General features: G+C 65.8%; 20 protein-coding genes, 1 tRNA gene and 1 pseudogene. 12 read left to right on the top strand and 10 right to left on the bottom strand.

Going from position 1 to position 23,961, the window contains the following annotated elements:
* Window positions 1-168: 168 nt before the first annotated feature.
* On the bottom strand, window positions 169-894 hold the full coding sequence (gene pyrH / locus ACXAJT_RS26580; RefSeq protein WP_475241693.1) for a UMP kinase: 726 nt from the start codon (window positions 892-894) through the stop codon (window positions 169-171).
* Window positions 895-993: 99 nt separating this feature from the next.
* Here pyrH and miaA point away from each other — a divergent pair, with 99 nt between their 5' ends.
* From miaA to ACXAJT_RS26560, 4 genes are all read left to right on the top strand, one after another.
* Window positions 994-1,887, top strand: coding sequence for a tRNA (adenosine(37)-N6)-dimethylallyltransferase MiaA (miaA, locus tag ACXAJT_RS26575; protein WP_475241691.1), 894 nt, complete (start codon window positions 994-996; stop codon window positions 1,885-1,887).
* Entirely contained in the window at window positions 1,884-2,750 is an 867-nt protein-coding gene (locus tag ACXAJT_RS26570) for an AraC family transcriptional regulator (RefSeq protein WP_475241688.1), read from the top strand. Before miaA ends, ACXAJT_RS26570 begins: the two co-directional genes overlap by 4 nt.
* Window positions 2,751-2,861: 111 nt before the next feature.
* Window positions 2,862-4,532, top strand: a complete 1,671-nt coding sequence (locus tag ACXAJT_RS26565; RefSeq protein WP_475241686.1) for an ABC transporter substrate-binding protein — start codon at window positions 2,862-2,864, stop codon at window positions 4,530-4,532.
* Window positions 4,533-4,689: 157 nt separating this feature from the next.
* Window positions 4,690-5,289, top strand: a complete 600-nt coding sequence (locus ACXAJT_RS26560; protein ID WP_475241684.1) for a glutathione S-transferase family protein — start codon at window positions 4,690-4,692, stop codon at window positions 5,287-5,289.
* Between the two features lie 2 nt (window positions 5,290-5,291).
* Here the strand turns inward: ACXAJT_RS26560 and ACXAJT_RS26555 are convergent, their stop codons facing one another.
* Entirely contained in the window at window positions 5,292-6,440 is a 1,149-nt protein-coding gene (locus ACXAJT_RS26555; RefSeq protein WP_475241681.1) for a cytochrome-c peroxidase, read from the bottom strand.
* Window positions 6,441-6,636: 196 nt separating this feature from the next.
* On the bottom strand, window positions 6,637-7,203 hold the full coding sequence (locus tag ACXAJT_RS26550; RefSeq protein ID WP_475241695.1) for a lytic transglycosylase domain-containing protein: 567 nt from the start codon (window positions 7,201-7,203) through the stop codon (window positions 6,637-6,639).
* Between the two features lie 271 nt (window positions 7,204-7,474).
* Here ACXAJT_RS26550 and ssb point away from each other — a divergent pair, with 271 nt between their 5' ends.
* The gene (gene ssb / locus ACXAJT_RS26545) at window positions 7,475-8,011 is read left to right on the top strand and encodes a single-stranded DNA-binding protein (protein WP_475241679.1); all 537 of its coding nucleotides are present in this window, start codon (window positions 7,475-7,477) and stop codon (window positions 8,009-8,011) included.
* Window positions 8,012-8,194: 183 nt separating this feature from the next.
* Window positions 8,195-9,523 carry an HlyC/CorC family transporter gene (locus tag ACXAJT_RS26540; protein ID WP_475241677.1) on the top strand — a complete coding sequence of 443 codons (1,329 nt, stop codon included), beginning with the start codon at window positions 8,195-8,197 and terminating at the stop codon, window positions 9,521-9,523.
* On the opposite strand, the gene ACXAJT_RS26535 is transcribed toward ACXAJT_RS26540, so the two are convergent.
* The gene (locus tag ACXAJT_RS26535; RefSeq protein WP_475241673.1) at window positions 9,480-10,646 is read right to left on the bottom strand and encodes a histidine kinase dimerization/phosphoacceptor domain -containing protein; all 1,167 of its coding nucleotides are present in this window, start codon (window positions 10,644-10,646) and stop codon (window positions 9,480-9,482) included. The two genes, ACXAJT_RS26540 and ACXAJT_RS26535, sit on opposite strands and share 44 nt — an antisense overlap.
* A 509-nt stretch (window positions 10,647-11,155) precedes the next feature.
* Here ACXAJT_RS26535 and ACXAJT_RS26530 point away from each other — a divergent pair.
* The gene (locus ACXAJT_RS26530; protein WP_475241669.1) at window positions 11,156-11,752 is read left to right on the top strand and encodes a nucleotidyltransferase family protein; all 597 of its coding nucleotides are present in this window, start codon (window positions 11,156-11,158) and stop codon (window positions 11,750-11,752) included.
* A gap of 142 nt (window positions 11,753-11,894) precedes the next feature.
* Here the strand turns inward: ACXAJT_RS26530 and ACXAJT_RS26525 are convergent, their stop codons facing one another.
* The 3 genes from ACXAJT_RS26525 to purC form a co-directional block, all read right to left on the bottom strand.
* Window positions 11,895-14,006: an Ig-like domain-containing protein gene (locus ACXAJT_RS26525; RefSeq protein ID WP_475241666.1), complete on the bottom strand. Its 2,112-nt coding sequence runs from the start codon at window positions 14,004-14,006 to the stop codon at window positions 11,895-11,897.
* An 873-nt stretch (window positions 14,007-14,879) separates the two neighbouring features.
* Window positions 14,880-15,110, bottom strand: a complete 231-nt coding sequence (gene purS / locus ACXAJT_RS26520) for a phosphoribosylformylglycinamidine synthase subunit PurS (RefSeq protein WP_066100563.1) — start codon at window positions 15,108-15,110, stop codon at window positions 14,880-14,882.
* A gap of 88 nt (window positions 15,111-15,198) precedes the next feature.
* Complete coding sequence (gene purC / locus ACXAJT_RS26515; RefSeq protein ID WP_475241663.1) at window positions 15,199-15,960, bottom strand: phosphoribosylaminoimidazolesuccinocarboxamide synthase; 762 nt, start codon at window positions 15,958-15,960, stop codon at window positions 15,199-15,201.
* 164 nt (window positions 15,961-16,124) lie between these two features.
* Between purC and ACXAJT_RS26510 the strand changes: the two genes are divergently transcribed.
* A complete protein-coding gene (locus ACXAJT_RS26510; protein ID WP_475241660.1) occupies window positions 16,125-16,439 on the top strand; it encodes a DUF1476 domain-containing protein in 315 nt (104 codons plus the stop codon).
* A 36-nt stretch (window positions 16,440-16,475) separates the two neighbouring features.
* Here ACXAJT_RS26510 and ACXAJT_RS26505 read toward each other — a convergent pair whose 3' ends face one another.
* Entirely contained in the window at window positions 16,476-17,759 is a 1,284-nt protein-coding gene (locus ACXAJT_RS26505; protein ID WP_475241658.1) for an ATP-binding protein, read from the bottom strand.
* A 54-nt stretch (window positions 17,760-17,813) separates the two neighbouring features.
* On the opposite strand from ACXAJT_RS26505, the gene ACXAJT_RS26500 reads away from it, so the two are divergent.
* The 3 genes from ACXAJT_RS26500 (at window position 17,814) to ACXAJT_RS26490 (ending at window position 20,623) form a co-directional block, all read left to right on the top strand.
* On the top strand, window positions 17,814-18,728 hold the full coding sequence (locus tag ACXAJT_RS26500) for an MBL fold metallo-hydrolase (protein WP_475241656.1): 915 nt from the start codon (window positions 17,814-17,816) through the stop codon (window positions 18,726-18,728).
* A gap of 80 nt (window positions 18,729-18,808) precedes the next feature.
* A tRNA-Asn gene (locus tag ACXAJT_RS26495) sits at window positions 18,809-18,883 on the top strand.
* A gap of 894 nt (window positions 18,884-19,777) precedes the next feature.
* A complete protein-coding gene (locus ACXAJT_RS26490; RefSeq protein ID WP_475241654.1) occupies window positions 19,778-20,623 on the top strand; it encodes a Crp/Fnr family transcriptional regulator in 846 nt (281 codons plus the stop codon).
* A gap of 51 nt (window positions 20,624-20,674) precedes the next feature.
* Here ACXAJT_RS26490 and ACXAJT_RS26485 read toward each other — a convergent pair whose 3' ends face one another.
* On the bottom strand, window positions 20,675-22,204 hold the full coding sequence (locus ACXAJT_RS26485) for a bifunctional aminoglycoside phosphotransferase/ATP-binding protein (RefSeq protein ID WP_475241652.1): 1,530 nt from the start codon (window positions 22,202-22,204) through the stop codon (window positions 20,675-20,677).
* 194 nt (window positions 22,205-22,398) lie between these two features.
* Between ACXAJT_RS26485 and speB the strand changes: the two genes are divergently transcribed.
* Window positions 22,399-23,355: an agmatinase gene (gene speB / locus ACXAJT_RS26480; RefSeq protein ID WP_475241650.1), complete on the top strand. Its 957-nt coding sequence runs from the start codon at window positions 22,399-22,401 to the stop codon at window positions 23,353-23,355.
* A gap of 28 nt (window positions 23,356-23,383) precedes the next feature.
* On the opposite strand, the pseudogene ACXAJT_RS26475 reads toward speB, so the two are convergent.
* A pseudogene (locus ACXAJT_RS26475) lies at window positions 23,384-23,961 on the bottom strand (hypothetical protein); the annotation flags it as partial.

The following is a 23,961-nucleotide window of genomic DNA, read 5'->3' as shown; positions in this document are numbered from 1 at the left end:
CCCCCCCCCCCCCCCCCCCCCCCCCCCCCCCCCCCCCCCCCCCCCCCCCCCCCCCCCCCCCCCCCCCCCCCCCCCCCCCCCCCCCCCCTCCGACATTGCTGAATCGCTCAGTCAGATGGCCCTGAGCGCAGCGCCGCAGAGCAGCGCTGTCGCAGACCGAGGCTTGCCTTAGCTGTGCACTTCGGTGTAGGTGCCCTGCCCGGCGAGGATGCCCTTGAAGCCGCCCGGCTCGTCCAGCGAGAATACGATGATCGGCAGGTGGTTGTCGCGCGCCAGCGCGATCGCCGAGGCGTCCATCACCTTCAGGTGCTTGGCGAGGCAGTCATCGTAGCTGACCTTATCGTAGCGCACCGCATCGGCGTGCTTGGCCGGGTCCTTGTCGTAGACGCCATCGACCTTGGTGCCCTTGAAGATCGCCTCGCAGGCCATCTCGTTGGCGCGCAGCGTGGCCGCGGTGTCGGTGGTGAAGTAGGGGTTGCCGGTGCCCGCCGCAAAGATGCAGACCCGCTTCTTTTCAAGGTGGCGCACAGCGCGGCGGCGGATGTAGGGCTCGGCCACCTCGTCCATGCGGATCGCCGAGATCACCCGGGTGAAGACGCCCAGTTCTTCCAGCGCCGACTGCATCGCCAGCGCGTTCATCACCGTGGCCAGCATGCCCATATAGTCGGCGGTGGTGCGTTCCATCCCCTGCGCCGATCCGGCAAGGCCGCGGAAGATGTTGCCGCCACCGATCACCATGCAGATCTCGACCCCCATATCGTGAACGGATTTTACCTCGCGGGCGATGCGTTCGACGGTCTGCGGGTTGAGGCCGTATCCACGGTCGCCCATAAGCGCCTCACCCGAGATTTTCAGCATCACACGCTTGAAGGTGGTCTGGGGCTGCTCGGTCATGTTGCGCTCCGTCTGTGCAGGATCCAAATTGCGGCTATATGTGACGGAAAATCCCCCGGCCTGCAATGCCGCGCGCCGGGTCAAAAGCAAGGAGCACCGGTGTCCGATCTGGTGAAAACATTCGCGCCCGATCCCGACCGACCGGTGCTGATCGCAGGCCCCACGGCCAGCGGCAAATCCGACCTCGCGCTGGAGATCGCCGAATCCGCCGGCGGCGTGGTGATCAACGCCGATGCGATACAGGTGTTCGACGACTGGCGCGTGCTTACCGCCCGCCCCTCGCCCGAGGATGAAGCCCGCGCGCCGCACCTGCTTTATGGGCATGTGCCGGGCCACCGCGCCTATTCCGTGGGCGACTGGCTGCGTGATCTGGCGCCGCTGCTTGACGGCGCGCGGCCGATCATCACCGGGGGCACCGGGCTTTATTTCTCGGCGCTGACCGAAGGGCTGGCAGCGATTCCCGAAACCCCGCCAGAGATTCGCGCCCGCGCCATGGCGCGGCTCGAAGCCGGTGACCTCGCTGCGATGGTGGACGAGCTTGACGCCGAGACCCGCGCCCGCATCGACACGCAAAACCCCATGCGGGTGCAGCGCGCGTGGGAGGTGCTGGCGACCACCGGGCGCGGCATCGCCGCATGGCAGGCCGAAACGCCCCCGCCGCTGCTGCCTCTGGCGCAGGCGCAGCCGATTGTCTTCGACGCACCCAAGGAGTGGCTGAACGCGCGCATCGCCCGCCGCTTTCGCCTGATGGTCGAGGGCGGTGCGCTAGACGAGGCGCGCGCCAACCTTGCGGACTGGCACCCCGATCTGCCGTCGGCCAAGGCCATCGGCGCCGCAGAGCTTATTGCCCATCTGCGCGGCGACATGAGCCTTGAGGACGCCTGCGAGCGCGCCACGATCCTCACCCGCCAGTTTGCCAAGCGCCAGCGCACATGGTTCCGCGCCCGGATGAAAGCATGGCCCGCCTATTGCCCCGCTCAGGCCACCGCATGAGCCAGTCGCGGATCTCCGACCCCGCACAGAGCGCGGTGCGGCTCGTGTCGCCGGGGCAGCAGCCCGCTTGGCGCTACGGCCTGCTGCACGACCGCGACGAGATCACCGTGCTTTGGCTGACCCGCGGACAGGGCAAGATCACGCTCGGCGGTCGCCGCCGCGGGCTTGGCGCGCACAACGCCGTCTTCGTGCCGCCGCGGACGCTCTTCGCGCTTGATCTGGCGCCGCAGAGCCTCGCGCAAATCCTGCATGCGCCCGTCGCCGCCGCGCCGGGCGCCCGGTTTCCCGACACCGCGCTGCACCTGAGGGTGCGCGACGCGCTGGCCCAGGCCGAGCTGACCGCGGTGCTTGAAACCATCCAGCGCGAGATCACCCAAGGCCGCCCTTTTCTGGGCGAGGCGCTCGACGCGCATCTTCGGCTGGCGGCGGTCTGGCTGCAGCGCCAGAGCGCGCAGGGCCGCAGCGACCAGCCCGAGGAAACAGCCGCGCAGCGCCTTGCGCAGGCCTATTCGCAGGCGCTCGTCCACCGCTATCGCAGCCCCGCCGCCGCCGGCGACATGGCGGCAGAGCTTGGGGTCACCGGGCCTCACCTGACGCGCGCCTGCCGCACCGCCTGCGGCCGCTCGGCGCAGCGCATGCTGTCGGAGCGCAAACTGCATGAGGCGCACCGCCTGCTGGCGGCGCCAGACCCCGAGATCGCCAAGATCGCCGAAAGCTTGGGCTTTGCCAGCGCAGCCTATTTTTCACGTTTCATCCGCAAGCAGACCGGCCAGACGCCGGCTGAACTGCGGGCCGGTGTGCCTGCCGCACGCCGCAGTGCTGGCGCCGGGCGTCCGGCGGTGCGGGCCATACGGCGGTTTTGACCGGAATTAAGAGCGCACGGCGCGGCGCTAGATGATTGACGTAACGTCGCATTTAAGGCGCAATAGCCGGGCAGAGAGTAACGGCAGACGATCGTTGAAGGGGATGCGAAAATGAGCCGAACACCCCGCGCGCCGTGGATTCATCCCGCCGCGCGTCAGGAGTTGCGTGATTTCCGGCGCGGCCACGTCACCCGGCGCGAGTTTCTCACGCGGGTGACGGCGCTTGGCACTTCGGCATTGGCGGCGCGGGCGATGATCGGTGCAGCGCAAGCCGCAGAAGACGGCAGCACCACGCCTTCCGGGCACACGCTGCGCATCCAGATGGAGGTGCGCCCGCTGAAGGACCCCCGCCGCTATGACTGGTCCGAGATCGCCAATATCTCACGCGGGTGGCTCGAATATCTTGTCGAATACAATCGCGACGGCAGTCTGCGCGGCATGCTGCTCGAGAGTTGGGAGGCCAGCGACGACGCATCGAGCTACCTGCTGCACATCCGCCCCGGTGTGACATGGACAACCGGCGAGCCCTTCACCTCTGCCGATGTCGCCCGACTCATGGCCTATTGGTGCGACCGCAGCGTCGAAGGCAACTCGATGGCAAGCCGCCTCGCGGCCTTGCTCGACCCGCAGACAGAGCGGTTGGCCGACGACGCGGTCGAGGTGATCGACGATCTGACGGTGCGCCTGCATCTGGCTTATCCCGATGTGGCGCTGATGGTCGGCCTTTCGGATTACCCCGCCGCCTGCGTGCACCGGAGCCATGATCCCGAAACCATGCTGTCGAACCCCGTCGGCACCGGCCCCTATCTGCCCGAAAGCGTGGTGCCCAACGAGCGCGCCAGCTTGGTGCGCAACCATGAGCACGCGTGGTGGGGCACCACCGCCGAAGGCTGGGGCGGCGCCACGCTCGAGCGGATCGAGTTCATCGACTACGGCACCGACCCTGCGGCATGGCTGGCGGCTGCCGAAGGTGGCGAGATCGACATGCTGTACGAAAACGTCGGCGCCTTCATCGCGCGCGCCGACGCCATCGGCTGGGCGCGGTCCGAGGTGGTCACCGGCGCGACGGTGGTGTTGCGCGGAAACCAAAACGCGCTGATCGACGGCCGCGCGGTCTATGCGGAACCGAAAATGCGCAAGGCGCTGCAACTGGCCATCAGCAACGAGATCGCGCTGGAACTGGGGCACGAGGGGCTCGGCACGCTGGCCGAAAACCACCACGTCGCCCCGGTACACCCCGATTACGCCGACGTCGGCGCGACCGAGTATGACCCCGCCCGCGCGCTGCCGCTGGCCGAAGAGGCCGGGCTGGCCGATGTCGAACATGAACTGGTGACGCTGGACGATGGCCTGACGAGACGTACCGGCGACGCCTGCAGCGCCATGCTGCGCGATGCGGGGCTGAAGGTAACCCGCAAGGTGCTGCCCGGCTCTGCCTTCTGGCAGACGTGGAAAGAGTATCCGCTGTCGATCACCGAGTGGAACCACCGCCCGCTGGGCATTCAGGTGCTGGCGCTGGCCTATCGCTCGGGCGAAGCGTGGAACGAGACCGGCTATGCCTCGCCGGAGTTCGACGCGCTGGTGGCCGAGGCGCTGACCGTCGCCGATGCAGAGACACGCCAGACGATCATGGCGCGGATCGAGCGCAAGCTGCAGGCCGACGCGGTGATCGTACAGCCCTACTGGCGCTCGCTCTACCGCCATTTCCGCCCCGGCGTGACCGGCGCCGAGATGCACCCCTCCTTCGAGATCCACCTCTACAAGCTGGGCATGGAGGTCTGACGCCAGACGGCGCAGCGCACAACACGCCTTACACTGGCGGGCCCCTTCGGCGCGCCGCGCATGACAGAGGCTGCAAAACCCGGCACCGTGCATCGCACGGCCACGGACGCGCCGTGCGGCGCGCTGTGCCGGGCCAATGACCTGTGAGGGTGACCCGATGTTGACGCTCTACCATGCGCCGCGCTCGCGCTCGACGCGCATCGTCCAGTTGATCCGGGAAATGGGAATCGAAGGAGAGGTCGGGATACGCCTCACCGATATCCCGCGCCGCGACGGCTCTGGCCGGCGTGACCCGCAGAACCCCCACCCCGAGGGCAAGGTGCCGCTGCTGGTGCATGACGGCGCGATGATCCGCGAGAGCAACGCGGTGATGCTCTACCTCACCGATCTCTACCCAAGCAGCCCGATGGGCCGCCCAGTCGGGCACCCGTCGCGCGGCTCCTACCTGTCTTGGCTCGCGTGGTACGGCAATGTTTTCGAGCCGGTCTATATCTTGCAAGCCGCAGATCTGTCGCATCCGGCGCTGCAAAGCTCTTTACGCGATGTGCCGGAGGCGGCGGCGCGGCTCTCGGAGGCGCTTGCAGAGCGCGACTGGCTGGTCGACGACGCCTGCAGCGCGGCCGATCTGCTGATCGCTTCGCTCTATGGCTGGTTCCGCGAGATGCTGCCCGACGATCCGCGCGTTTCGGACTGGGCCGCGCGCTGCATGGCGCGCCCGGCCGTGGCCTCGGTTCTGGCAGAGGAGATGGCGCGCTAAGGTCACTCCGCGAGCAGCGCCTCGTAGCGCGCATCGGTCAACGTCTTGAGGAAGGCGACAAGCGCATCGACCCGCTTGTCGTCGAGCGCCGGCCCCTCGGTCAGTTCGGGCGCCAGCGTGTCCGGCACCTCGGGCGGGCCAAAGGGGGCGCCGGTCTCAGGATTGATCTTCCGCGCCTCGTTGCGGGTGTTGTAGCTGTTGTAGAACAGGATCACCGTGCGCAGGTCTTCAAACGCGCCGTTGTGCATATAGGGCGGCGTCACCGCCACGTTGCGCAGAGTCGGGGTGCGGAACGCCCCCTCGACCGCGCCTTCGGCGGCAAGCGGGTTCTGCGCAAGCCCGTGGTCGATGAAGCCCTCTTCCGAGCCGTTCGCCAGTCGCAGGTCACGGTTCTCGGGCACACCAATGTTGTGAAAGCGATAGTCCGAGAAGGTCTCAGCGGGATCGACCGCGCTACGCTGAAGCTGGTGGCACTGGTTGCAGTTGGTGAACTGCTGCGAGAAGAAAAGCAGCCGCCCGAGTTCCTCCTGATTGGTCAGCTCTGCCTCGCCGCGCAGAAAACGGTCATACTTGGAATCGAAGGGCGCGAACTCGGGCCGCCGCTCGAAGGCGGCTATGGCGCGGGTCATCGCGGCATACCCCGCCTCCGGATCATCCAGTGTGCCGGGACCGAAGAGCGCGGTGAACGCGCCGAAGTAATCGGGATTCTCGCGCAGGCGCGCGACCACCTCGGATTTGCTGCCCATGCCCATCTCGATCGGATTGAGCGGCGGCCCACCCGCCTGCTCTTCAAGCGTGGCGGCGCGGCCATCGTGGAACAGGCCGCCGCGCCAACCCTCGGCCTCGTCGAACGCCAGTTCCGGCACATGCGCGGCGTAGGTCACCGTTGGCGCGTTGCGATCGCCAAGCGAAGTGCCGTCATCGCCGATCGACGCTGCGCCGCGCGGGTCGGCAAAGGCGAAGGCCGGATCGTGGCAGGTGGCGCAGCTTTGAGTGCGCGCCCGCGAGAGGTTCGGATCAAAGAACAGCGCTTCGCCCAAGGCCTCGATATCGTCATAGCGCGCGGGCTCTGCACCAAGGCCGCGCAGCCCCAGCCCACCCGCGACGAGCGCAAGAGCCGCGGCACAGAAGACGAAGACAGATTTGCGCATGGCAGACTCCGGCACAAACGTCGCACTAGGACGCGACCCGACCAGAGTGCCGCCGCCTTAAGCGGGCGGCCTTGATCGGGGTCAAATCCCAAGGCTTTCAGTCAGGCATATCCCGCAAACACCCGCCTCCCGTCAAGGGAGGCGGGCGATATGCCAAAAGCTCAGGATACCGAAGGCAAGGTCAGGCGCCGCGGGCTCACTGCCCCCAGATCACCTTCACGTAGTTCATCGTCTCGCGGTACGGGGGAATGCCCTTGTGCTTTTCCACCGCGCCGGGACCAGCGTTGTAGGCCGCCAGCGCCAGTCGCCACGAGCCGAACTTGCGGAACTGCCGTTGCAGATACCGCGCGCCGCCTTCGAGGTTCTGTGCCGGGTCGTGCGGGTCGACCCCCAGCGAACGCGCGGTAAACGGCATCAGCTGCGCCAGACCGATCGCGCCCTTGTGCGACAGCGCCTTGGGGTTGAAGCCCGATTCCTGCTGCACGAGGCGCAGGAAGAGACCCTCTGGAATGCCATGCCGCCGCGCTGCCTGACGCGCCAGATCTGCGTAGGGCCCACGGTAGCTGCCGCGGTAGCTGGGCACGGATCCCTCGCCGCCCATCGGCCCCCATTTGGTCGGGGTGACCACGCGCTTGGGCTGCAGCCGCACCGAATTGTTGTACTGCTGCGACGCCCGGTTATCGAGCACGCTTGTCTGTTTTGAAAATAGCCGCACTCGGCTTTTGGAAGAAAGCACCTCTGCCGAAGCGCCCGTTGTCGCCATCACCAGAGCACACACAACTCCAGCCAGTGCGCGCGTTGCGTAATTGCGCATCACGTCCCTGTCTCGCTTTCACTGTTCCCTCAAGGGCCGAATATACAGGAAAATTGACCTTACGCCAGTCGTGGCGGCAATGTGGCGCCAGCGGATTTCCGCGCGGCTTTCTTCCTTGGGCACGCCCGACACGTGGTGTAGACCAATTCAAACCCCGCGACCGCGGGGATTCGCGAACACGCGGAACACACAGGAAAACGACCAGTACAAAGGGGATGACATGGCCGGCTCCGTGAACAAGGTGATCCTGGTAGGCAATCTCGGCGCGGACCCCGAGGTGCGCACCTTCCAGAACGGCGGCAAGGTCTGCAACCTGCGCATCGCCACCTCCGAGAACTGGAAAGACCGCAACACCGGCGAGCGCCGCGAGCGCACCGAGTGGCATTCCGTCGCGATTTTCAGCGAGCCGCTGGCGCGCATCGCCGAGCAGTATCTGCGCAAGGGCTCGAAGGTCTATCTCGAAGGCCAGCTGGAAACCCGCAAGTGGCAGGACCAGTCCGGTCAGGACCGCTACAGCACCGAGGTCGTGCTGCGCCCCTACCGTGGCGAGCTGACCCTGCTGGACAGCCGCCAGGGCGGCGGCGGCGGTGATTTCGGCGGCGGTTCGGGTGGCGGCTACGGCGGCGGCTCGGGCGGTGGCTATGGTGGCGGCGGCGACTTCGGTGGCGGCTCGGGCGGCGGCTACGGCGGCGGTTCGGGTGGCGGCGGCGGCTCGCGCGGCCCGTCGCGCGACATCGACGACGAGATCCCGTTCTAAGATCGACGCCCGGCCGCAGCGCCGGGCGTTTTCTTTTGCGCCGCCCCGCGCCGCCAAAGCCCGTCTGGCGTGCCCCCCTCGGGGCCACCTGTTTTTATCGCGCGTGACAGGTCAGAGCCTTGAAGACCCCTGCCCCGCGCCCCATAACTCTCTGAACACTCTCAGACACAAAAAGACGGACGTATGGACGCCCCTGCCACCGGAACACTCGACGCGGCCTTTTGGATGACCTCCGCCGCGATCATCTTCCTGATCCTTTTCTCGGCCTTCTTCTCCGGCTCCGAGACCGCGCTGACCGCCGCCTCTCGCGGCAAGCTGCGCGCCGCCATGGACCGCGGGTCGCGCGGGGCCGCCATGGCGCTGAAGATCACCGAGGACAATGAGCGGCTGATCGGCTCGGTGCTGCTGGGCAACAACCTCGTCAACATCCTCGCCACCTCGCTCGCCACGGCGCTGTTTACCCGGCTTCTGGGCGACGGCGGCGTCGCCATGGCGACGCTGATCATGACCTTGCTGGTGCTGATCTTCGCCGAGGTGCTGCCGAAAACCTATGCCATCACCAACCCCGAGACCGCCGCCGCCACGGTGGCGCCGCCGATCCGGCTGGTGATCCTGATCTTCTCGCCCATCGTGGCGGCGATCCGTGCGCTGGTGCGGGTGCTGCTCAACCTTATCGGCGTGAAGACCGACCCCGACAGCCAGATCCTTGCCGTGCGCGAAGAGATCGCCGGGGCGCTGCAGTTGGGCCATTCCGAAGGCGTGGTGGAAAAGGAAGACCGCGACCGCATCCTCGGCGCGCTCGATCTGGCAGAGCGTACCGTCGAGGAGATCATGCTGCACCGCTCGGGCATCGAGAGCATCGACGCCGAGGCAGAGCCGCGCGACATCCTGCAGCAATGCCTCGACAGCAACCACACCCGCCTGCCCGTCTATCGCGGCGAGCAGGAGAACATCATCGGCATGGTGCACGCCAAGGACCTGCTGCGCGCGATGTACGACACCATGGCCTCGGCTGGCGAGCGCGGGTTTCAGGCGCTCGATGACTTCCGCATCACCGAGGTGATGATGAAGCCCTACTTCGTGCCCGACACCACGACGCTGGCGGACCAGATGCGCAACTTCCTGCGCCGCCGCACGCACTTCGCGCTGGTGGTGGATGAATACGGCTCGCTGGAGGGTCTGATCACCCTCGAAGACATCCTCGAAGAGATCGTTGGCGAGATCGCCGACGAGCACGACCCCGACGCCGAGCATCAGGTCAGCGCGGGCGAGGACGGCTGGTACTGGCTTGATGGCGCGATGACCATCCGCGACCTCAACCGCGCCGCCGACTGGTCGCTGCCCGACGACGAGGCAAACACCATCGCCGGGCTGGTGATTCACGAGGCGCAGATGATCCCGACCGTGGGCCAGCGGTTCAGCTTCCACGGCTTCCGCTTCGAAGTCATGGAGCGCGAGAACAACCGGATCACTCGGCTGCGGGTGCGGCCCGTGACGCCTCTGCCGGTGTGACCGGGGTTTCTACGGCGGGATCGATGGGCAACTCTGCCTCGAGCACGTAGCCCTCCGCTTCCCGCCGTTCGATCACCGTGCCGCCGACCTGGCTGACCGACGCCTCCAGCAGCCGTGCCCCCAGCGCGCTGGAGGCCAGCACATCAAGCGTCGAGCCCGGCTCGGGCCCGGCGCCATTGTCGCGGCAAGTGAAGAGCAGGCGGTTCTCACCGATCTTCTCTGCAACGAAGCGGATCTGCGGATCGTTGGTGCCTTCGCGGAACGCGTACTTCATCGCATTCGCGGCGAATTCGTTGGCAACCACCCCGATCGAGGCTGCGACACGCGATTCCACCTCGATGCGCGGCACATCAACCTCCACCTTCACCTCTGCCGCCGCGTGGCGCTGCAGCAGGGTCGCGACACGCGACAGGTAGGTGTCGAGCCGGACGAAATGCATCTTCGAGGTCAGGTTCAGCTCTGCGTGCAGCTGCGAGACCGAATCCACCCGCCGCGCGATGGCGTCGAGCGCATCGCGGGTCTCGGGCTCGGTCGAGCGGGCCCGGTAGAGCCGAATGGTCGACGCCACGGTCTGCAGAGAGTTCTTCACCCTATGGTCGATCTCTTCGCGCAGGATTTCTTTGTTGTGCAGCGCCCGCTGCAGATCGAGCTGGCGCATCACCTGCCCGGCCATCACCTTCAAAATCTGGCGCTGCTGCGCGGTCAGCTTGCGCGGTTTGTCGTCGAGCACGCACAGCGTGCCGATGCAGTGGCCGCTGCGGGTGATCAGCGGCGCCCCGGCGTAGTAGCGCATGGCCGAGGTCGAGCCACAGCACAACGGATTGTCGGCGCTGCGCAGGTCCAGCATCGTGTCTTCGATCTCGAGAATATCCTCGCCGAGAATCGCATGCGCGCAGATCGAGTGTTCGATCGGCGTCTGGTCCTGCGCCAAGCCATGGCGCGCCTTGAACCATTGCCGGTTTTCGTCGACGAGGCTGATCAGCGCCACCGGCATGTCAAGCAACGAGGCCAGCAGTTCGACAACCTCGTCGAACGCCGGGTCCGGGCCGCTGTCCAGCACGCCATAGCTGCGCAGCTCGGCCAAACGCTCGAGCTCATCATCCGATTTCCTTGCGAGAACCATTTTTCGCCCTGACCTTCGAAGGGGCCGCCGCAACATGCGGCAATTTGCGTGTTGCGGGCCTTTCCCGAGACATAGCAGTTTGCCCTGCTCCGCCAAGAGAAAAAGCGTGTGAAAGAGTGCGACGCTCAGTAAGTCCGCCGCGACCGGAACCAAGGTTACTAAATTTTAAGAAATTTGTCGCACACCCTTTTTATGTGGCCGCGCCGAATGCGCTACACTGCCCATAACGCCAGCGATCCCGCGCCTCGCCAGCTGGTTGCGGATGTGCCGGATCACAGCGCGCAGGTAAGCCCCACTTACACGACCCTGCAAGTTGGCTTACCTTTACCCGGGATTTGGCCAAACTGGCACGCTTGCGTGGAAAACCCCGGCCTTGGCTGCGGCGACGTCACCGCCCGTTCCATGGCCGCCCAAGACACGGCACCCATCGCCGACAGAACCGCCTCACGAAACTGCGCCGGTTTTCCGGCCTTTGCTGTATAAGGACCCCCATGGGAGGAATTGCCGTATTGATTCCCGCCGCCGGCGCCAGCAGCCGGATGCGCGGGACCGACAAGCTGCTCAAGCATGTCGGGGGCCGGGCGCTGTTGCGCCGACAGGCCGAAGAAGCGCTGCGCGCGGCCAACCACGTGACGGTTACATTGCCCGATCACGACCACCCGCGCGCCGCCGCCCTTGCCGGGCTGCCCGTGCAGCTTGTCGCCGTACCCGATGCGCAAAAGGGCATGTCTGCCTCGCTGCGCCGCGGGGTTGGAATGCTGCCGCGGGGCATCGATGCCGTGGTCGTGCTGCCCGCGGATATGCCCGAACTGCGCGCCGAGGACATCGAGAAAATCGTACGCGGGTTTCGCGCCATGCCGCAGCCTGCCCTGCAACAGGGCTGCGCCGAGGATGGCACACCAGGACACCCGGTGCTGTTCCCATCCGATTGCTTTTCCGCGATCCAGATGCTCGACGGCGATCAGGGTGCGCGCAGCGTGCTGGCCGCCAACCGGCATCGATTGCGCATGGTGCCCCTGCCCGGCACCCGCGCGCTCACCGATCTCGACACGCCTGAGGCATGGCACGACTGGGAGCGTGAGCGCGCCGCCCTCGATCCTTGCTGAAGTCAGGCGCCCTGCGGTTGGCCTAAGCTCTCGCGGAGACGTTAAAAAACCCGAGGCGCTCGCGCGCCCCGGGTCCTTGTCCGCCCCGGTGCCGAAAGGGTCGTCGGCACCAGAACGAGCTGCATATACCTTTGCGAGCGCCTCAGCTGGTGAGCAGCTGTGCCTCGTGCTTTTTCAGCGAGCGGCGCGCCGCGCCATAGGCCTTCAGCCCCTCTTCATGCTCGAGCTCGGGGAAGAGGGCGAAGATTTCCTCGCGCTGCTCGTCGCCGATGCCCTTGAGCGTGTAGTCGCCGGGCTGGAAGCTCTCTGTCCATGCGCCGTTCGACAGCACAACCTCGTGCTGGTCGAACATGAAGTGGATATAGGCCACGCCCATGGTTTCCACCTCGTCCACGCCTTCAAGGCCGGTCAGATGCTTGGCCGCGGCGAGCACCTCGCGCTCTTCGAAATAGAGCGCGGTGCGGTCATTGGCGACCAGCACACGGTGGTTCGGCGAGACAAGCAGGTCATGCTCGGGAAGGCTTTTGCCGAGCGCACCCTTCTGGATCAGCACCGGGCGCAGATGCGGCTGGCGCGCCAGTTCAAACCCGGTGAGTTCCTTGCGGCCGACCCAACGGATTTCCTGAATGCCATTGTCGCGGGTGATCACCCGGTCGCCGACCTGCAGGTCCTCGACCAGACGCTCGCCCTGCGGCGTGGCGATCAGCGTGCCGGGGGTGAAACAGGGCATCACCTCGACGGTCACAAAGGCCGCGTCGGTGCCGCCGTTGCCGTCGTCCACTTCGTAGGCAAAGGCATCATAGCCGGTGAAGCCCTCGTCGGCGGTGTAGGACACCGTACCGTCGTCGTTCAGCGTGGCGGTGCCGTTGCTGGCCTCCCCCAGCGCCGAGATGGTCAGCGCGTCGCCGTCCGGATCGCTGTCGTTCTCCCTCGGATCAAAGGTGACAGCCGCGGTCGCGGTGGCGCTATAAAGATCATTGTTCGCCACCGGCGGCGTGTTGCCCCCCGCTTCGGGGTCGGTCTCGATGCCGGTATTGACGGTGATCGTGCCGCTGTCGCTGCCGCCGTTGCCGTCATCGACGGTGTAGGTGAAGCTGTCCGATCCGCTGTGATCGTCGTTCGGCGTATAGGTGACGGTGCCATCATCGTTGAGCGTGACCGTGCCATTCTCGGCCTCACCGACGCCAGAGACGGTCAGATCGTCGCCATCCACATCGGTGTCATTCTCGGTGGGATCGAGGGTCACCGGCGTCTCGTAGCCGGTGTTGACCGTATCATCCTCGGCCACCGGGTCATCGTTCACCGGGTAGACGGTAACCGCGACGTTGCCGGTGGCGCTGTTTCCGGCCGGATCCTCGATGGTATAGGTGATCTCCGCATCGCCGTTGTAGTCGGCCTCCGGGGTGAAGGTCAGCGTGCCGTCGTCATTGATCACCACCGAGCCGTTGGTGGCCGTCGCCGAGGTCACGGTCAGATCATCGCCGTCGGGATCGCTGTCGTTGGCCAGAACATCGATGGTGACGGCCACGTCCTCGTCGGTTTCCGCAGCATCATCTTCGGCCACGGGCACACCGTCCCCATCGACGTCGCAGGTCGAGAAGGACATGTCCGAGATCAGCACGCCTTGGGTCGAGTCGCCGCCGTTTTCATAGATCGCTTCGATGCGCGACACCGGCCCCGCGATGTTGACCATCAGTGTGCCATCCTGCTCGGCGAAGTCGGTCACCTCTTCGCCGATCGCCGTGCTGCCATCGGCGCTGGCGCCAGCGCCAAGCTCGGTCAGCTCCACCTCAACCGGGTTGCCGTCGGCGTCATAGGCGAGGATCGTCACATTGTCTTCGAAGCTGATGCCGTCGGGCGTTGCCGTATCGTCGCCCACGAGGTCGCCCAGATCCGAGCCCGCGCCGCCATCGACATCGTTGAGGATGAACGACAGGTTCTGCACTTGATCGGTGTAAAGCTCATCCGACGCGCTGAAATCGAACACGGTGGTGGAGGTCGCAGAGAGCGTGTCGCCATCGCCGCCTTCGCCAAACAGCTTGAGGTGCGAGTTGGCATTGGTGGTCGAGCCCTCGGGCACGTAGCCATCATAGGTGGCGGTGAAGGCCTGCGCCCCAAGATCCTGCGCGGTAAAGGAAATCTCGACGTTCACGCCGCCGGTATCAACCGTGGTGGATGTCCCGCCAGAGCCGGTGTCGGCCAGCGTGGTCCCGTAATTCCCCAGTGCGGCCCAGTTCAGAAACAAATCAGCCATCGTTACGACCCTTTCAACTACAGAACGGGGCGAACCCCGCGCCGCGAGCGCGGCGGCGACGCTATCGCGCCGCAAACTCCGATCCGTGGTCGCTCGTGATGTCGTGCCGGGCGGTGCTGTCCCTGCGCTGCAGCCGCGCCGGACAAAAGCTCTCCCTAAGGTGCCGGAGCATTCCCTCCCGCACCTTCCGCCACATCCTCACGGATGACTCTGAGATCGGTGACCGCCCCCCGGCCTGTCTTCGTCGCCCCCCAGTCGGGCTTGCACCTTATTTAATCCCCCGCACCGTGCCGACAAAGGTAAAAATGGCGCTCAGGTGGCGAATTGCGTCGCGCGAAGGGCCGAATGCGGCTATTTACCGCCATTCCGAGACAAATTGTGGCGCTTGATTGTTTCGAGCATCGCCGCTGCAGTAAAACATTAAAAGTCGAATTATCAAAGACTTACGGAAAGATAAGCCGCACGATCATCAGCCCCAAGGCGCTATTCTTCGCCCGTCCGCGAAACAATGCTCCAGCGGAGCACAGAGGGCGCGGACCGCCTCACCAATGCCCAAATTATGAAATTTCCGTCCTCATGTCGGAACCAATAGGTAAAATACAGACAAATTGATCAAAGACAGAAACGCACGGGCACCTGAAACGCGAATCAAGGCGTTGAATTAAGACGGCAATTTGTCGACCATTCCGCCACGCTGCCCTTGGCCAGCGGCTGCGCCCAGATCGCCGATCTCGCGCCATAGTCCCGCAGATGCGCGCGCAGCGCCCTTCTGGCTCGAACCATGCAGAACATCCAAGTCGCAAAAAAACGCCCCCGGCGGGCGGGGCAATCCCGCGCGCCGAGGGCGTCATCGCGCATCCGCTGGATCGCGGATCAGATCATCTCGATCGTGTAGCTTTCGATCACGGTGTTGGCGAGCAGCTTCTCGCACATCTCTTTCACCGTGTCCTCGCCCGTGCCGTCGGCCAGATCAAGCTCGATCACCTTGCCCTGACGCACGCCGTCCACGCCGTCGAAGCCGAGCCCGCCAAGCGCGTGGCGCACGGCTTCGCCCTGCGGGTCGAGCACGCCCTCTTTCAGCATCACATGCACACGTGCCTTCATGGCGCTATCTCCGTTCCTCGCGAAAGGCCCTCGCCTTTCATTGTTCTTCAAATACGCAAAGCGCAACGCCGCCACGGGCGGTACGCTTTCAGTTGATCAGCTTGGGCTTGGCCACATGCGTCGCTTGCTTGGGCATCACGCCCAGACGGCGCGCCACTTCGGCATAAGCGTCAGTCAGCGAGCCGAGGTCGCGGCGGAACACGTCCTTATCGAGCTTCTGGCCGCTCTCGATATCCCACAGGCGCATGGAATCGGGCGAGATCTCGTCGGCGAGGATCAGGCGCTGATAGTCGCCCTCATAGACCCGGCCGATCTCGATCTTGAAGTCCACCAGACGGATGCCGACACCATACATCAGCCCCGACAGATAGTCGTTGACCCGCAGCGCGAGGCTCAGAATGTCGTCCATGTCCTGCTGGCTGGCCCAGCCAAAAGCCGCGATATGCTCTTCGGTAACCAGCGGATCGCCCAGCTTGTCGTCCTTATAGCAGTATTCGACAATCGGGCGCGGCAGCGCGGTGCCCTCCTCGATGCCGAGACGCTTGGCCATGGAGCCGGCGGCATAATTGCGCACGATCACTTCCAGCGGCACGATCTCGCAGGCCCGCACCAGCTGCTCGCGCATGTTGAGCCGCTTGAGGAAGTGCGTTGGCACGCCAATGCCGTTCAGACCGGTCATGAAGAACTCGGACAGGCGGTTGTTCAGCACGCCCTTGCCCTCGATCACGTCTTTCTTCTGCGCGTTGAAGGCGGTGGCATCATCCTTGAAGTACTGCACGATGGTGCCCGGTTCGGGACCTTCGTAGAGGATCTTCGCCTTGCCTTCGTAAATCTTCTTGCGCCGTGCCATGGGAATCCTTTCGCCCGGGGCCGCATATCGGCCACTGCGTATCTTGCCGCTCTCATAAATCAAGGCTGCCCCTGCCGCAAGCGCGCTGCTTTCACTTGAGCCAGCGCAAAGTACGTTACAAACTGAATGTATAAATTGGGGTCATGCAACGGAGGGGATTACCCATGACCACTTTCGACGAACGCGAACAGGCCTATGAGAACAAGTTCGCACATGATGCCAACCTCAACTTCCGCGCCGAGGTGCGCTGCAACAAGATGCTGGGCCTCTGGGCGGCAGAGCAGCTTGGCAAAAGCGGCAATGAGGCCGAGGCCTACGCCAGCGGCATCATCAAGGCCGATCTCGACGAGGCCAGCCATGACGACGTGATCGCCGCCATCGCCGCTGATCTCGGCGGCAAGGCCAGCGTCGAGGAAGTGACCGCCAAACGTGCCGAGCTTTTGGCCGAGGCCCGCAAGGCCGTGCTCGAAGAGAGCTGAGATGACCTATGGGTGCGCCGCTGCCGCGGCGCGCCTTCAGCGCGCGATCACGATATCCGCGCGCAACCCGCCCAAAGCGTCGCTCTCCCCAAGCCGAAGCACACCGCCATGCGCCCGCGCAATATCCGCGGCGATGGCAAGCCCGAGGCCGACGCCAGTGCCGCGATCCTGATTGCGCGCCGGATCAAGGCGCGCGAAGGGTTTCAGCGCCTCCTCCCGGCGATCCGCCGGGATCCCCGGCCCGTCATCCTCCACCCGCAGGCGCAGCGAGCGTTCGGTCAGCGTCACCGACACCTCGCACCGCGTCCCATAGCGCACCGCGTTGCCGACGAGGTTTTCCAGCGCCCGGCGCAGCGCCACCGGGCGGACGTTGATCTCGCCGCTGCCCTCGACACGCCCCATGCTCACCGCCTTGCCACTGCGCTGCGCATCGGCCACCACCGACGAGACCAGTGCCACCGGGTCCACCGGCTCGGCCTCGCCCTCCTGCGAATTGCCACGGGCGAACTCCAGAAAGGCATCGATCAGCCGCTGCATGTCGTCGACATCGCGTTCCAGCGGTTCGCGGTCGTCGTCATCCAGCATCGACAGCCCCAGCCGCAGCCGGGTGATCGGCGTGCGCAGATCGTGGCTGACCCCCGAAAGCATCATCGTGCGCTGCTCGATCTGCCGCTCTATGCGGTTGCGCATGTCCAGAAACGCGCTGCCCGCCGCCCGCACCTCCACCGCGCCCCCCGGTTGATACGGCACATGCCGCCCGCGCCCGAAGGCCTCGGCGGCCTCGGCCAGCCGGGTGATCGGACGCAACTGGTTGCGCAGATAGAAGAACGCGATCAGCGTCATCAGCACGCCAAACACGATCATATTGACCAGCAACTGATGCGGGTTCGACGCCGAGGCGCGCTGCCGCGAGAAACTCACGCTATAGAGGGTGCCCTCTGTCCCGCGCAGGAAAACCTCCACATCATTGTCATTGGGCAGCATCACCCGCTCGACCCCGGACAGCTGCTGCTGCAGCGTCTCAGCGACGACGATCCCAGAGAAATCATACCAACGGCGCTGGCCACGCGCGGGCAGCGCCGAGTCGTCCACCCGCCGCATGCTCAGCCCCAGCGGCGCGGCCGCCGCCGGTGCGCTCAGCGCATATTTGATGTCGCGCGCCACACCGCGGGTCATCTGCTGCGAGACACCCTCGAAATGGCGCTGCACGAACACCACCGAGACCACCAATTGTATGGTGAACACCGGCAAGATCAGGATCAGCGCCGCCCGCGCGTAGATGCCGCGCGGCATGTAGCGTTTGAGCCATTGGAAAAACATGGGATACCCCTAGCCGAAGGCGCCGAGACGCTGCCACACGCAAACGAGGCAAAGATGATCGATCCGCAGCCAGACTTCCAGCCCCGCCCCGGCCATCCCGAGCCGCTCGCCCCGGGGCTGCGCCGGATTCTCGCCCCGAACCCCTCCGCGATGACCTACCGCGGCACCAACACCTATCTTCTGGGCACCCGCGCGCTTGCGGTGATCGATCCCGGCCCCGCCGATGACGCGCATCTGCAGGCGATCCTTGCAGCGCTCGAGCCCGGCCAGAGCATCAGCCACATTCTCGTCACCCACGCCCATCTTGACCATTCCCCCCTCGCCCGTCCGCTGGCCGAGGCCACCGGCGCGCCGGTGATGGCGTTCGGCGACGCCACCTCCGGACGCAGCCCCGACATGCAGGCGCTCGCCGACTCCGGCCTAGCCGGCGGCGGCGAAGGCGTCGATATCAGCTTCCTGCCCGATGAAACCCTCGCAGACGGCGCGGTTGTCACAGGCGACGGCTGGCAGTTGGAGGCGCTGCACACGCCCGGCCATTTCGGCAACCACATGAGCTTTGTCTGGGGCGAGAGCCTCTTCTCCGGTGATCTGGTCATGGGCTGGGCAAGCTCGCTGGTCTCTCCTCCCGATGGCGATCTAGGGGCATTCATGCGCTCGCTGGAGCGGCTGCGCCGCCGCCCTTGGTCTTGCTTTCACCCCGGTCATGGTGCCCCGGTTCTGCAACCGGTCGATAGACTGGATGCCCTGCACGCCCACCGCCGCGCCCGCGAGGCAGCCATCCTCGACGCGCTCGCCCAAGGCCCGGCAGACGCGGCACGGCTCGCGCAGATGATCTACCATGACACCGACCCGGCCCTGCTGCCCGCCGCCGCCCGCAATGTGCTGGCCCATCTGGTGGACCTAACCCAGCGTCAAGCCGTCCTTCCGCATGGAAAACTCTCAAAATCTTCCATCTTTTCGGTAACTTAAAAGAAAAATGACGTTCGGCGCCGAAAAATGCAAAAAAGCTCTGGACGCCCGGAGTCGGCATTGCTAGATACGCCCCACGTTCCGGCGTAGCTCAGCGGTAGAGCAGTTGACTGTTAATCAATTGGTCGTAGGTTCGATCCCTACCGCCGGAGCCAACTTCCCTCAGAAGAGGTTGGCAAAAATGAAAAAAAGCGCTCCCTCGGGAGCGCTTTTCTCATTTGGTACGGTGCAGAAAATTCGCTGGAAGCCGCAATCAAGATGGCAAGCACCTTGAGCAGCGCACCAAGAGCCTGCCAGCCCGCTCGATGAACGTCCTGCCGCACTGACAACCCAAGCGACGACCCCAGCAAACCTCTCAGTCGTCGCACATTCGGTCTGTGCGTGCGCGAGCCGCTCGAGCTCTCTGGGAGCAAGGTGTCCAGAACATCTGATCTGCTTCCAATCATACGACGCTCACCCGACCGCGCGACCTGCATCATCTCGAAGGCAAGCCGATCGCCCCCACCCCACGCGCCCCCTGGCGGATCGAACTCTTGTCCGGCATCAAGGCGTAGATCAGGATCAATGAAGCGTCGCCCGCGGCGGTGAAAGCCCGCACTCTCTGCCCAATGGGCCGCACTGGTCCGCTGGGTGCGGAGCGTCAGCCATTTCCTCTCATCCCCCCGACGCCCAGACCTCGAGCGGTGGGGTGAGGGGACGGAACGCAATGGCCGCACAGACCGGCACCAGCGAACCGCTTCATGCCCCCGCTTTACGCCGCGCCAGCCACGCAGGACCTGTTGACTGCCGTCAATGCGACGCAGCTGTGCGCGTGTCATCTTAGGAAGGTTCGCGGCTCAGCCGTCCCCAAGCTCTTCCGGTTTGCGCACCGGGAACCGCGAACAGTGCCGCCGGCCCGGCTCTTGTCCGTTCCTAGCCAAGGTCGGCGGCTCACCCGCCCGCAGCACAGAGCGCCGGGGCGCGCACAAATCTGCAAAAATCTATCGGTGACTTCACATTCCGTTTTCGGAAAGCATTAGGGTGCAAGCTGTATGCAAAGGGGGGAGCCTATGCAGACGCACACGATAGCACGTGAATTGGCCACGTCCCGCTGTCGGTACTGCGCGGCACGGAACGGCGGATTTTGCAGTATTTTAGAACCCGAGTCAGTTCGGCAATTTTCAGCACTCAGCAAGCGCGCGCTTTACGCGCAAGACACAGAGATCATCACGCAGGGCGACTGTTGCGACCGCGTGGGCGTGATCGCCAGCGGTCTCGTCAAGCTCCAGACAATCACCGAAAGCGGAGAAGAGCACCTCCTTCAGGTGCTGCGCACCGGTCAGTTGCTTAGTGTCCCCGGCGCAAGGCCGAGCCGCTTCACATGGCAAACCGCGACCGACGTCGAGGTGTGCTGGTTGCCGGAGCGCGCTTGGGAAAGGTTCCTGCTCGAACGGCCGCAACACTTCCACTCTTACATGAACATGACCATATACCAGCTTGAACAGATGCAGATTTTCATGAGCAGCATGCGAGGAAGAAACACCCTGCAGCGGGTTGCCTACTGGCTGATCGAGGAACTCCTGAACGGCTCGGAAACGCAGGCCGCGCTTCACATCGATCTCTCGCGCCGGGACCTTGCCTCGCTGCTCGACATGACGGTCGAAACGCTGTGCCGGTCGCTAAGGGCGCTGCAGGACAAAGGCGCCATTCGGCTGCCGAAACCCGACAGTGTCGAGATCGCCGATTTCTCGGCGCTCCGGCATCTGGCCGCTTGCACCGAGGGCGGATTCAGTGACCTGCGGGCCAGCCCTCCAAAGGGAAATGCCCCGCGACGCATTGCGAAAGGGTGGCGCAGCGCCAACGCCGACCATGAGGCCCCCCATCCCTGCGTGAGGCCGTCTCTGCGCAAACCCTGAGCGCGTGTCAAAACCGCGCTGCAGGTGGCAACAGGATCCACATCCAAGATCCTAACCCGCCCCGCCCTGTGGCGCGGCTCCCAGTGTCCGCCGCGCCTGCTCAAGCGCGACCTCGGGCGGACCGGAGGCTGGCAGGCGTGCCCAGATGACCTTGCCCGCCCCACGGGCGAGTTGTCCGCGCAGCACCTCCAGATCGGCGTCCGACGCATCGCCTTGGCGAATCCCCACGCGGTCCTCCAGCACCTCCGCAGCTGCTTCCATCCAAAAGCCATGAAACCGCACATCAGCACGGGCGGCGACGTTTCCTGCCTCTGACCGCAGCGCCGGGTCGATGAAGGTCGCGTCGAGGATGACCGACTGCCCGGCCCGAAGCAGCCCCTCCGCCCGCGCCATCATCGCCGCGTAAACGGCGTTGCGCCGCGCCCGGCTGTAATTCTCCGGCGGCAGCTTCTGCCCGGCGCTTTGCCCAACCTTGCGCTCGAGGTCCGAGGCGACGAGCACCGCGCCCGGCAAGGCCCCGAGCCTCGGCGCAAGCGCCCGCGACAGCACGCTTTTGCCGCTGCCCGAATATCCCCCGACCGCCACCAGAACCGGCGACCCCGGATGCAAGGCGCGGAGCGCGAGATCCAGATAGGACGCAATCTCCGGGCCGCTTTCGCCGGGGTTGCCGCGCGCCGCGTCGGTCTGCAACAGCACCATGGCGCGGATCGCCGCGCGCACCGACAGAAACAGCGGCAGCGCCGCCAGCCCCGCGTCCTGCCCGCCGCCCGCCTCGCGCAGCCACGCGTCGAGCACCCGGCACGCCTGTCGCGGCAGCCCGCGGTGACACAGGTCCATCACCAGAAACGCCACATCGTAAAGCACATCGCAGGTGCCCAGCGTCTCGTCGAACTCCAGCGCATCGAAAAGCACGGGCCGCCCGTCGATCCGCACGAGGTTGCGCAGGTGCAGGTCGCCATGCGCACGGCGCACATGCCCCGCGGCGCAGCGCGCGTCGAGCAGCGGCCCCGCCCGATCCAGCGCCCGTGACGCCGCGCCCTGCCACTCGGCCAACCGCGCGGTGCCCGCCGCGCCGGAAAACTCCGCAAACACCCGCTGCAACTCGCCGAGGATATCGGCGATGAGCCTGCGCCCCGAAACTTGCCGAACCGGCGCGGCGGCGTGATAGCGCGCGATGGCCACGCCAGCGTCGAGCGCCAACGCGTCATCAAGGTCTCCGCGCGCGGCAATCTGCTCGAACTCCTCCTCTGCCGGAAACCGCCACATCCGCAGCACCCAATCCACCACCGGCCCATCACCGCCCAGTTCGAAACCGCTCGGACCATCGGTGACAGCCACCACGTCGCGATAAATCTGCGGCGCAGCGGGCCGATTCAGGTCCAACTCGCGCTGCAGCATCTCGTGGCGCAACGCCACCGTGCTGAGGTCCATGTAGTCGTAGGTCACCGCGCGTTTGAGCTTCAGCGCCGTGTCGCCACAAAGGAAGACATAGGCACCGTGGGTTTCCACCACCTCGACCGGTGCCGCCGATCCGAAGGCGGCGCCCGAGGTCAAAAATTCTACTGTCCGAGATTGCTGCATGGATCGTCTCCCGGTGCTGCTCAGCGCACCATAGACGCGCCCGCGTAACATCGCCTTGACCTGCCGCAAGGGCAGTTTGGCGTGCACTTGCCGAAACGGTGCAGCATGCCGTGCGATCCCCGTTTCCCTCGCATGACAAAGCGGTTACCTCCGAGGGGCGGGCCGCGCCAGCCCACCAGCACAGGAGACCGGAGATGACACAGCGCCAGCTCAACCAACCCCTCAGCGGCAATGCCATGCCCCGCACCGGCGGCCCGGCCACGATGATGCGCCTGCCCGCCGCCGAGAGCGCCGAGGGGCTGGACGCCTGTTTTCTGGGCATCCCGATGGACATCGGCACCTCGAACCGCCCCGGCACGCGGCTTGGCCCGCGCCAGATCCGCGACGAGAGCCGGATGATCCGTCCCTACAACATGGCCACCGGCGCCGCACCCTTCGAGCATCTGCAGGTGGCCGACATCGGCGACGTGCCGATCAACCTCTATGATCTGAAGAAATCGGTGGAGATCATCGCCGAACACTACCGCGGCGTGCTGGCGCATGGCGCCGTGCCTCTGACGCTGGGCGGCGATCACACGCTCACATGGCCGATCCTGCGCGCGATGAAGGAACGTCACGGGCCGGTGGCGCTGATCCACGTCGATGCCCATTCCGACACCAACGCAGAGATGTTCGGCGAGACCGCCGCGCATGGCTGCCCGTTCCGCCGCGCGTGGGAAGAAGGCTGCCTGCAGAACGACAAGGTGTTCCAGATCGGCCTGCGCGGCACCGGCTATGCCGCCGACGATTTCGACTGGGGCCGCAAACAGGGCTGGACCTGCATTCAGGCTGAAGACTGCTGGCACAAATCCCTCGCCCCGCTGATGGCCGACATTCGCGCCAAGATCGGCGACGCGCCGGTGTACCTTTCCTATGACATCGACAGCCTCGACCCGGCCTTCGCGCCCGGCACCGGCACGGTCGAGGTGGGCGGCCTGACCACCATGCAGGGGCTCGAGATCATCCGCGGCTGTGCCGGACTGAACCTCGTAGGGGCCGATCTGGTCGAGGTCTCGCCGCCCTACGATCCGTCGGGCAACACCGCGGTGATCGCCGCGAATTTCCTTTACGAGATGCTCTGCGCCCTGCCCGGAGTTGCCCGCAAGGGCTGAGTCCAAGGCGGCGCGATCCCAGCGCGGGTCACGCGCGGCCGGGGTTGAGCGGCGGCAGCGCCGAGCGCCGGCGCGGCGCTGCGGCAGCAGCGCGCGCCTTTGACAAAGCGCGCCGCAAGGCCGCCCAGCCCTCGTCTCCCTTGCCGCCTTGCGTGGCCGCGTAGCGCTGCGCGCCAAGCGCCAGCAGCGCCGCCTCGACCTTTGGATCACGGCGCGGATCGGCCCCTGCGACACGGCTGGCCCAGAGGTCGATCGCCGGGCGCAAGCGTTGATGATCGCGGCGCGCCAGAACCTGCTCCAGACGCCGCCACGCATGCGCCTCCGAGGCCAGCGCCTGCGCCCGCCGCGCGGCGCGCCGGTCCCGCAGCACCGGCAGCAACCGCCGCGCAAGCGCCAGCAGCACCGACAGGCCCAGCAAAGCGCCAGCCGCCAGCAGCGCCAGAAGACGCCAGTCGCGCGGCTCGGCGCGCGCCGGCGGTGGCCCGTCGACGGTCAGGTCCAGCGCCTCGGCGGTGGCGGTCTTCACCGTCGCCTCGTCAATGTCGTACCACGCCACCCGCACCTCCGGCAGCGTGCCACCGCCTCCGGCCTCGGCAACATAGGTGA

The sequence above is a fragment of the Salipiger sp. ABF4_146 genome (genome assembly GCF_056161345.1).
This window is presented reverse-complemented; position numbering and strand designations above follow the sequence as displayed.

Coding starts and splice junctions, on each gene's coding strand:
- pyrH (WP_475241693.1), bottom strand. CDS start 894: ATGACCGAGCAGCCCCAGACCACCTTCAAGCGTGTGATGCTGAAAATC.
- ACXAJT_RS26570 (WP_475241688.1), top strand. CDS start 1,884: ATGAGCCAGTCGCGGATCTCCGACCCCGCACAGAGCGCGGTGCGGCTC.
- ACXAJT_RS26565 (WP_475241686.1), top strand. CDS start 2,862: ATGAGCCGAACACCCCGCGCGCCGTGGATTCATCCCGCCGCGCGTCAG.
- ACXAJT_RS26560 (WP_475241684.1), top strand. CDS start 4,690: ATGTTGACGCTCTACCATGCGCCGCGCTCGCGCTCGACGCGCATCGTC.
- ACXAJT_RS26555 (WP_475241681.1), bottom strand. CDS start 6,440: ATGCGCAAATCTGTCTTCGTCTTCTGTGCCGCGGCTCTTGCGCTCGTC.
- ACXAJT_RS26550 (WP_475241695.1), bottom strand. CDS start 7,203: ATGGCGACAACGGGCGCTTCGGCAGAGGTGCTTTCTTCCAAAAGCCGA.
- ssb (WP_475241679.1), top strand. CDS start 7,475: ATGGCCGGCTCCGTGAACAAGGTGATCCTGGTAGGCAATCTCGGCGCG.
- ACXAJT_RS26540 (WP_475241677.1), top strand. CDS start 8,195: ATGGACGCCCCTGCCACCGGAACACTCGACGCGGCCTTTTGGATGACC.
- ACXAJT_RS26535 (WP_475241673.1), bottom strand. CDS start 10,646: ATGGTTCTCGCAAGGAAATCGGATGATGAGCTCGAGCGTTTGGCCGAG.
- ACXAJT_RS26525 (WP_475241666.1), bottom strand. CDS start 14,006: ATGGCTGATTTGTTTCTGAACTGGGCCGCACTGGGGAATTACGGGACC.
- purS (WP_066100563.1), bottom strand. CDS start 15,110: ATGAAGGCACGTGTGCATGTGATGCTGAAAGAGGGCGTGCTCGACCCG.
- purC (WP_475241663.1), bottom strand. CDS start 15,960: ATGGCACGGCGCAAGAAGATTTACGAAGGCAAGGCGAAGATCCTCTAC.
- ACXAJT_RS26510 (WP_475241660.1), top strand. CDS start 16,125: ATGACCACTTTCGACGAACGCGAACAGGCCTATGAGAACAAGTTCGCA.
- ACXAJT_RS26505 (WP_475241658.1), bottom strand. CDS start 17,759: ATGTTTTTCCAATGGCTCAAACGCTACATGCCGCGCGGCATCTACGCG.
- ACXAJT_RS26500 (WP_475241656.1), top strand. CDS start 17,814: ATGATCGATCCGCAGCCAGACTTCCAGCCCCGCCCCGGCCATCCCGAG.
- ACXAJT_RS26490 (WP_475241654.1), top strand. CDS start 19,778: ATGCAGACGCACACGATAGCACGTGAATTGGCCACGTCCCGCTGTCGG.
- ACXAJT_RS26485 (WP_475241652.1), bottom strand. CDS start 22,204: ATGCAGCAATCTCGGACAGTAGAATTTTTGACCTCGGGCGCCGCCTTC.
- speB (WP_475241650.1), top strand. CDS start 22,399: ATGACACAGCGCCAGCTCAACCAACCCCTCAGCGGCAATGCCATGCCC.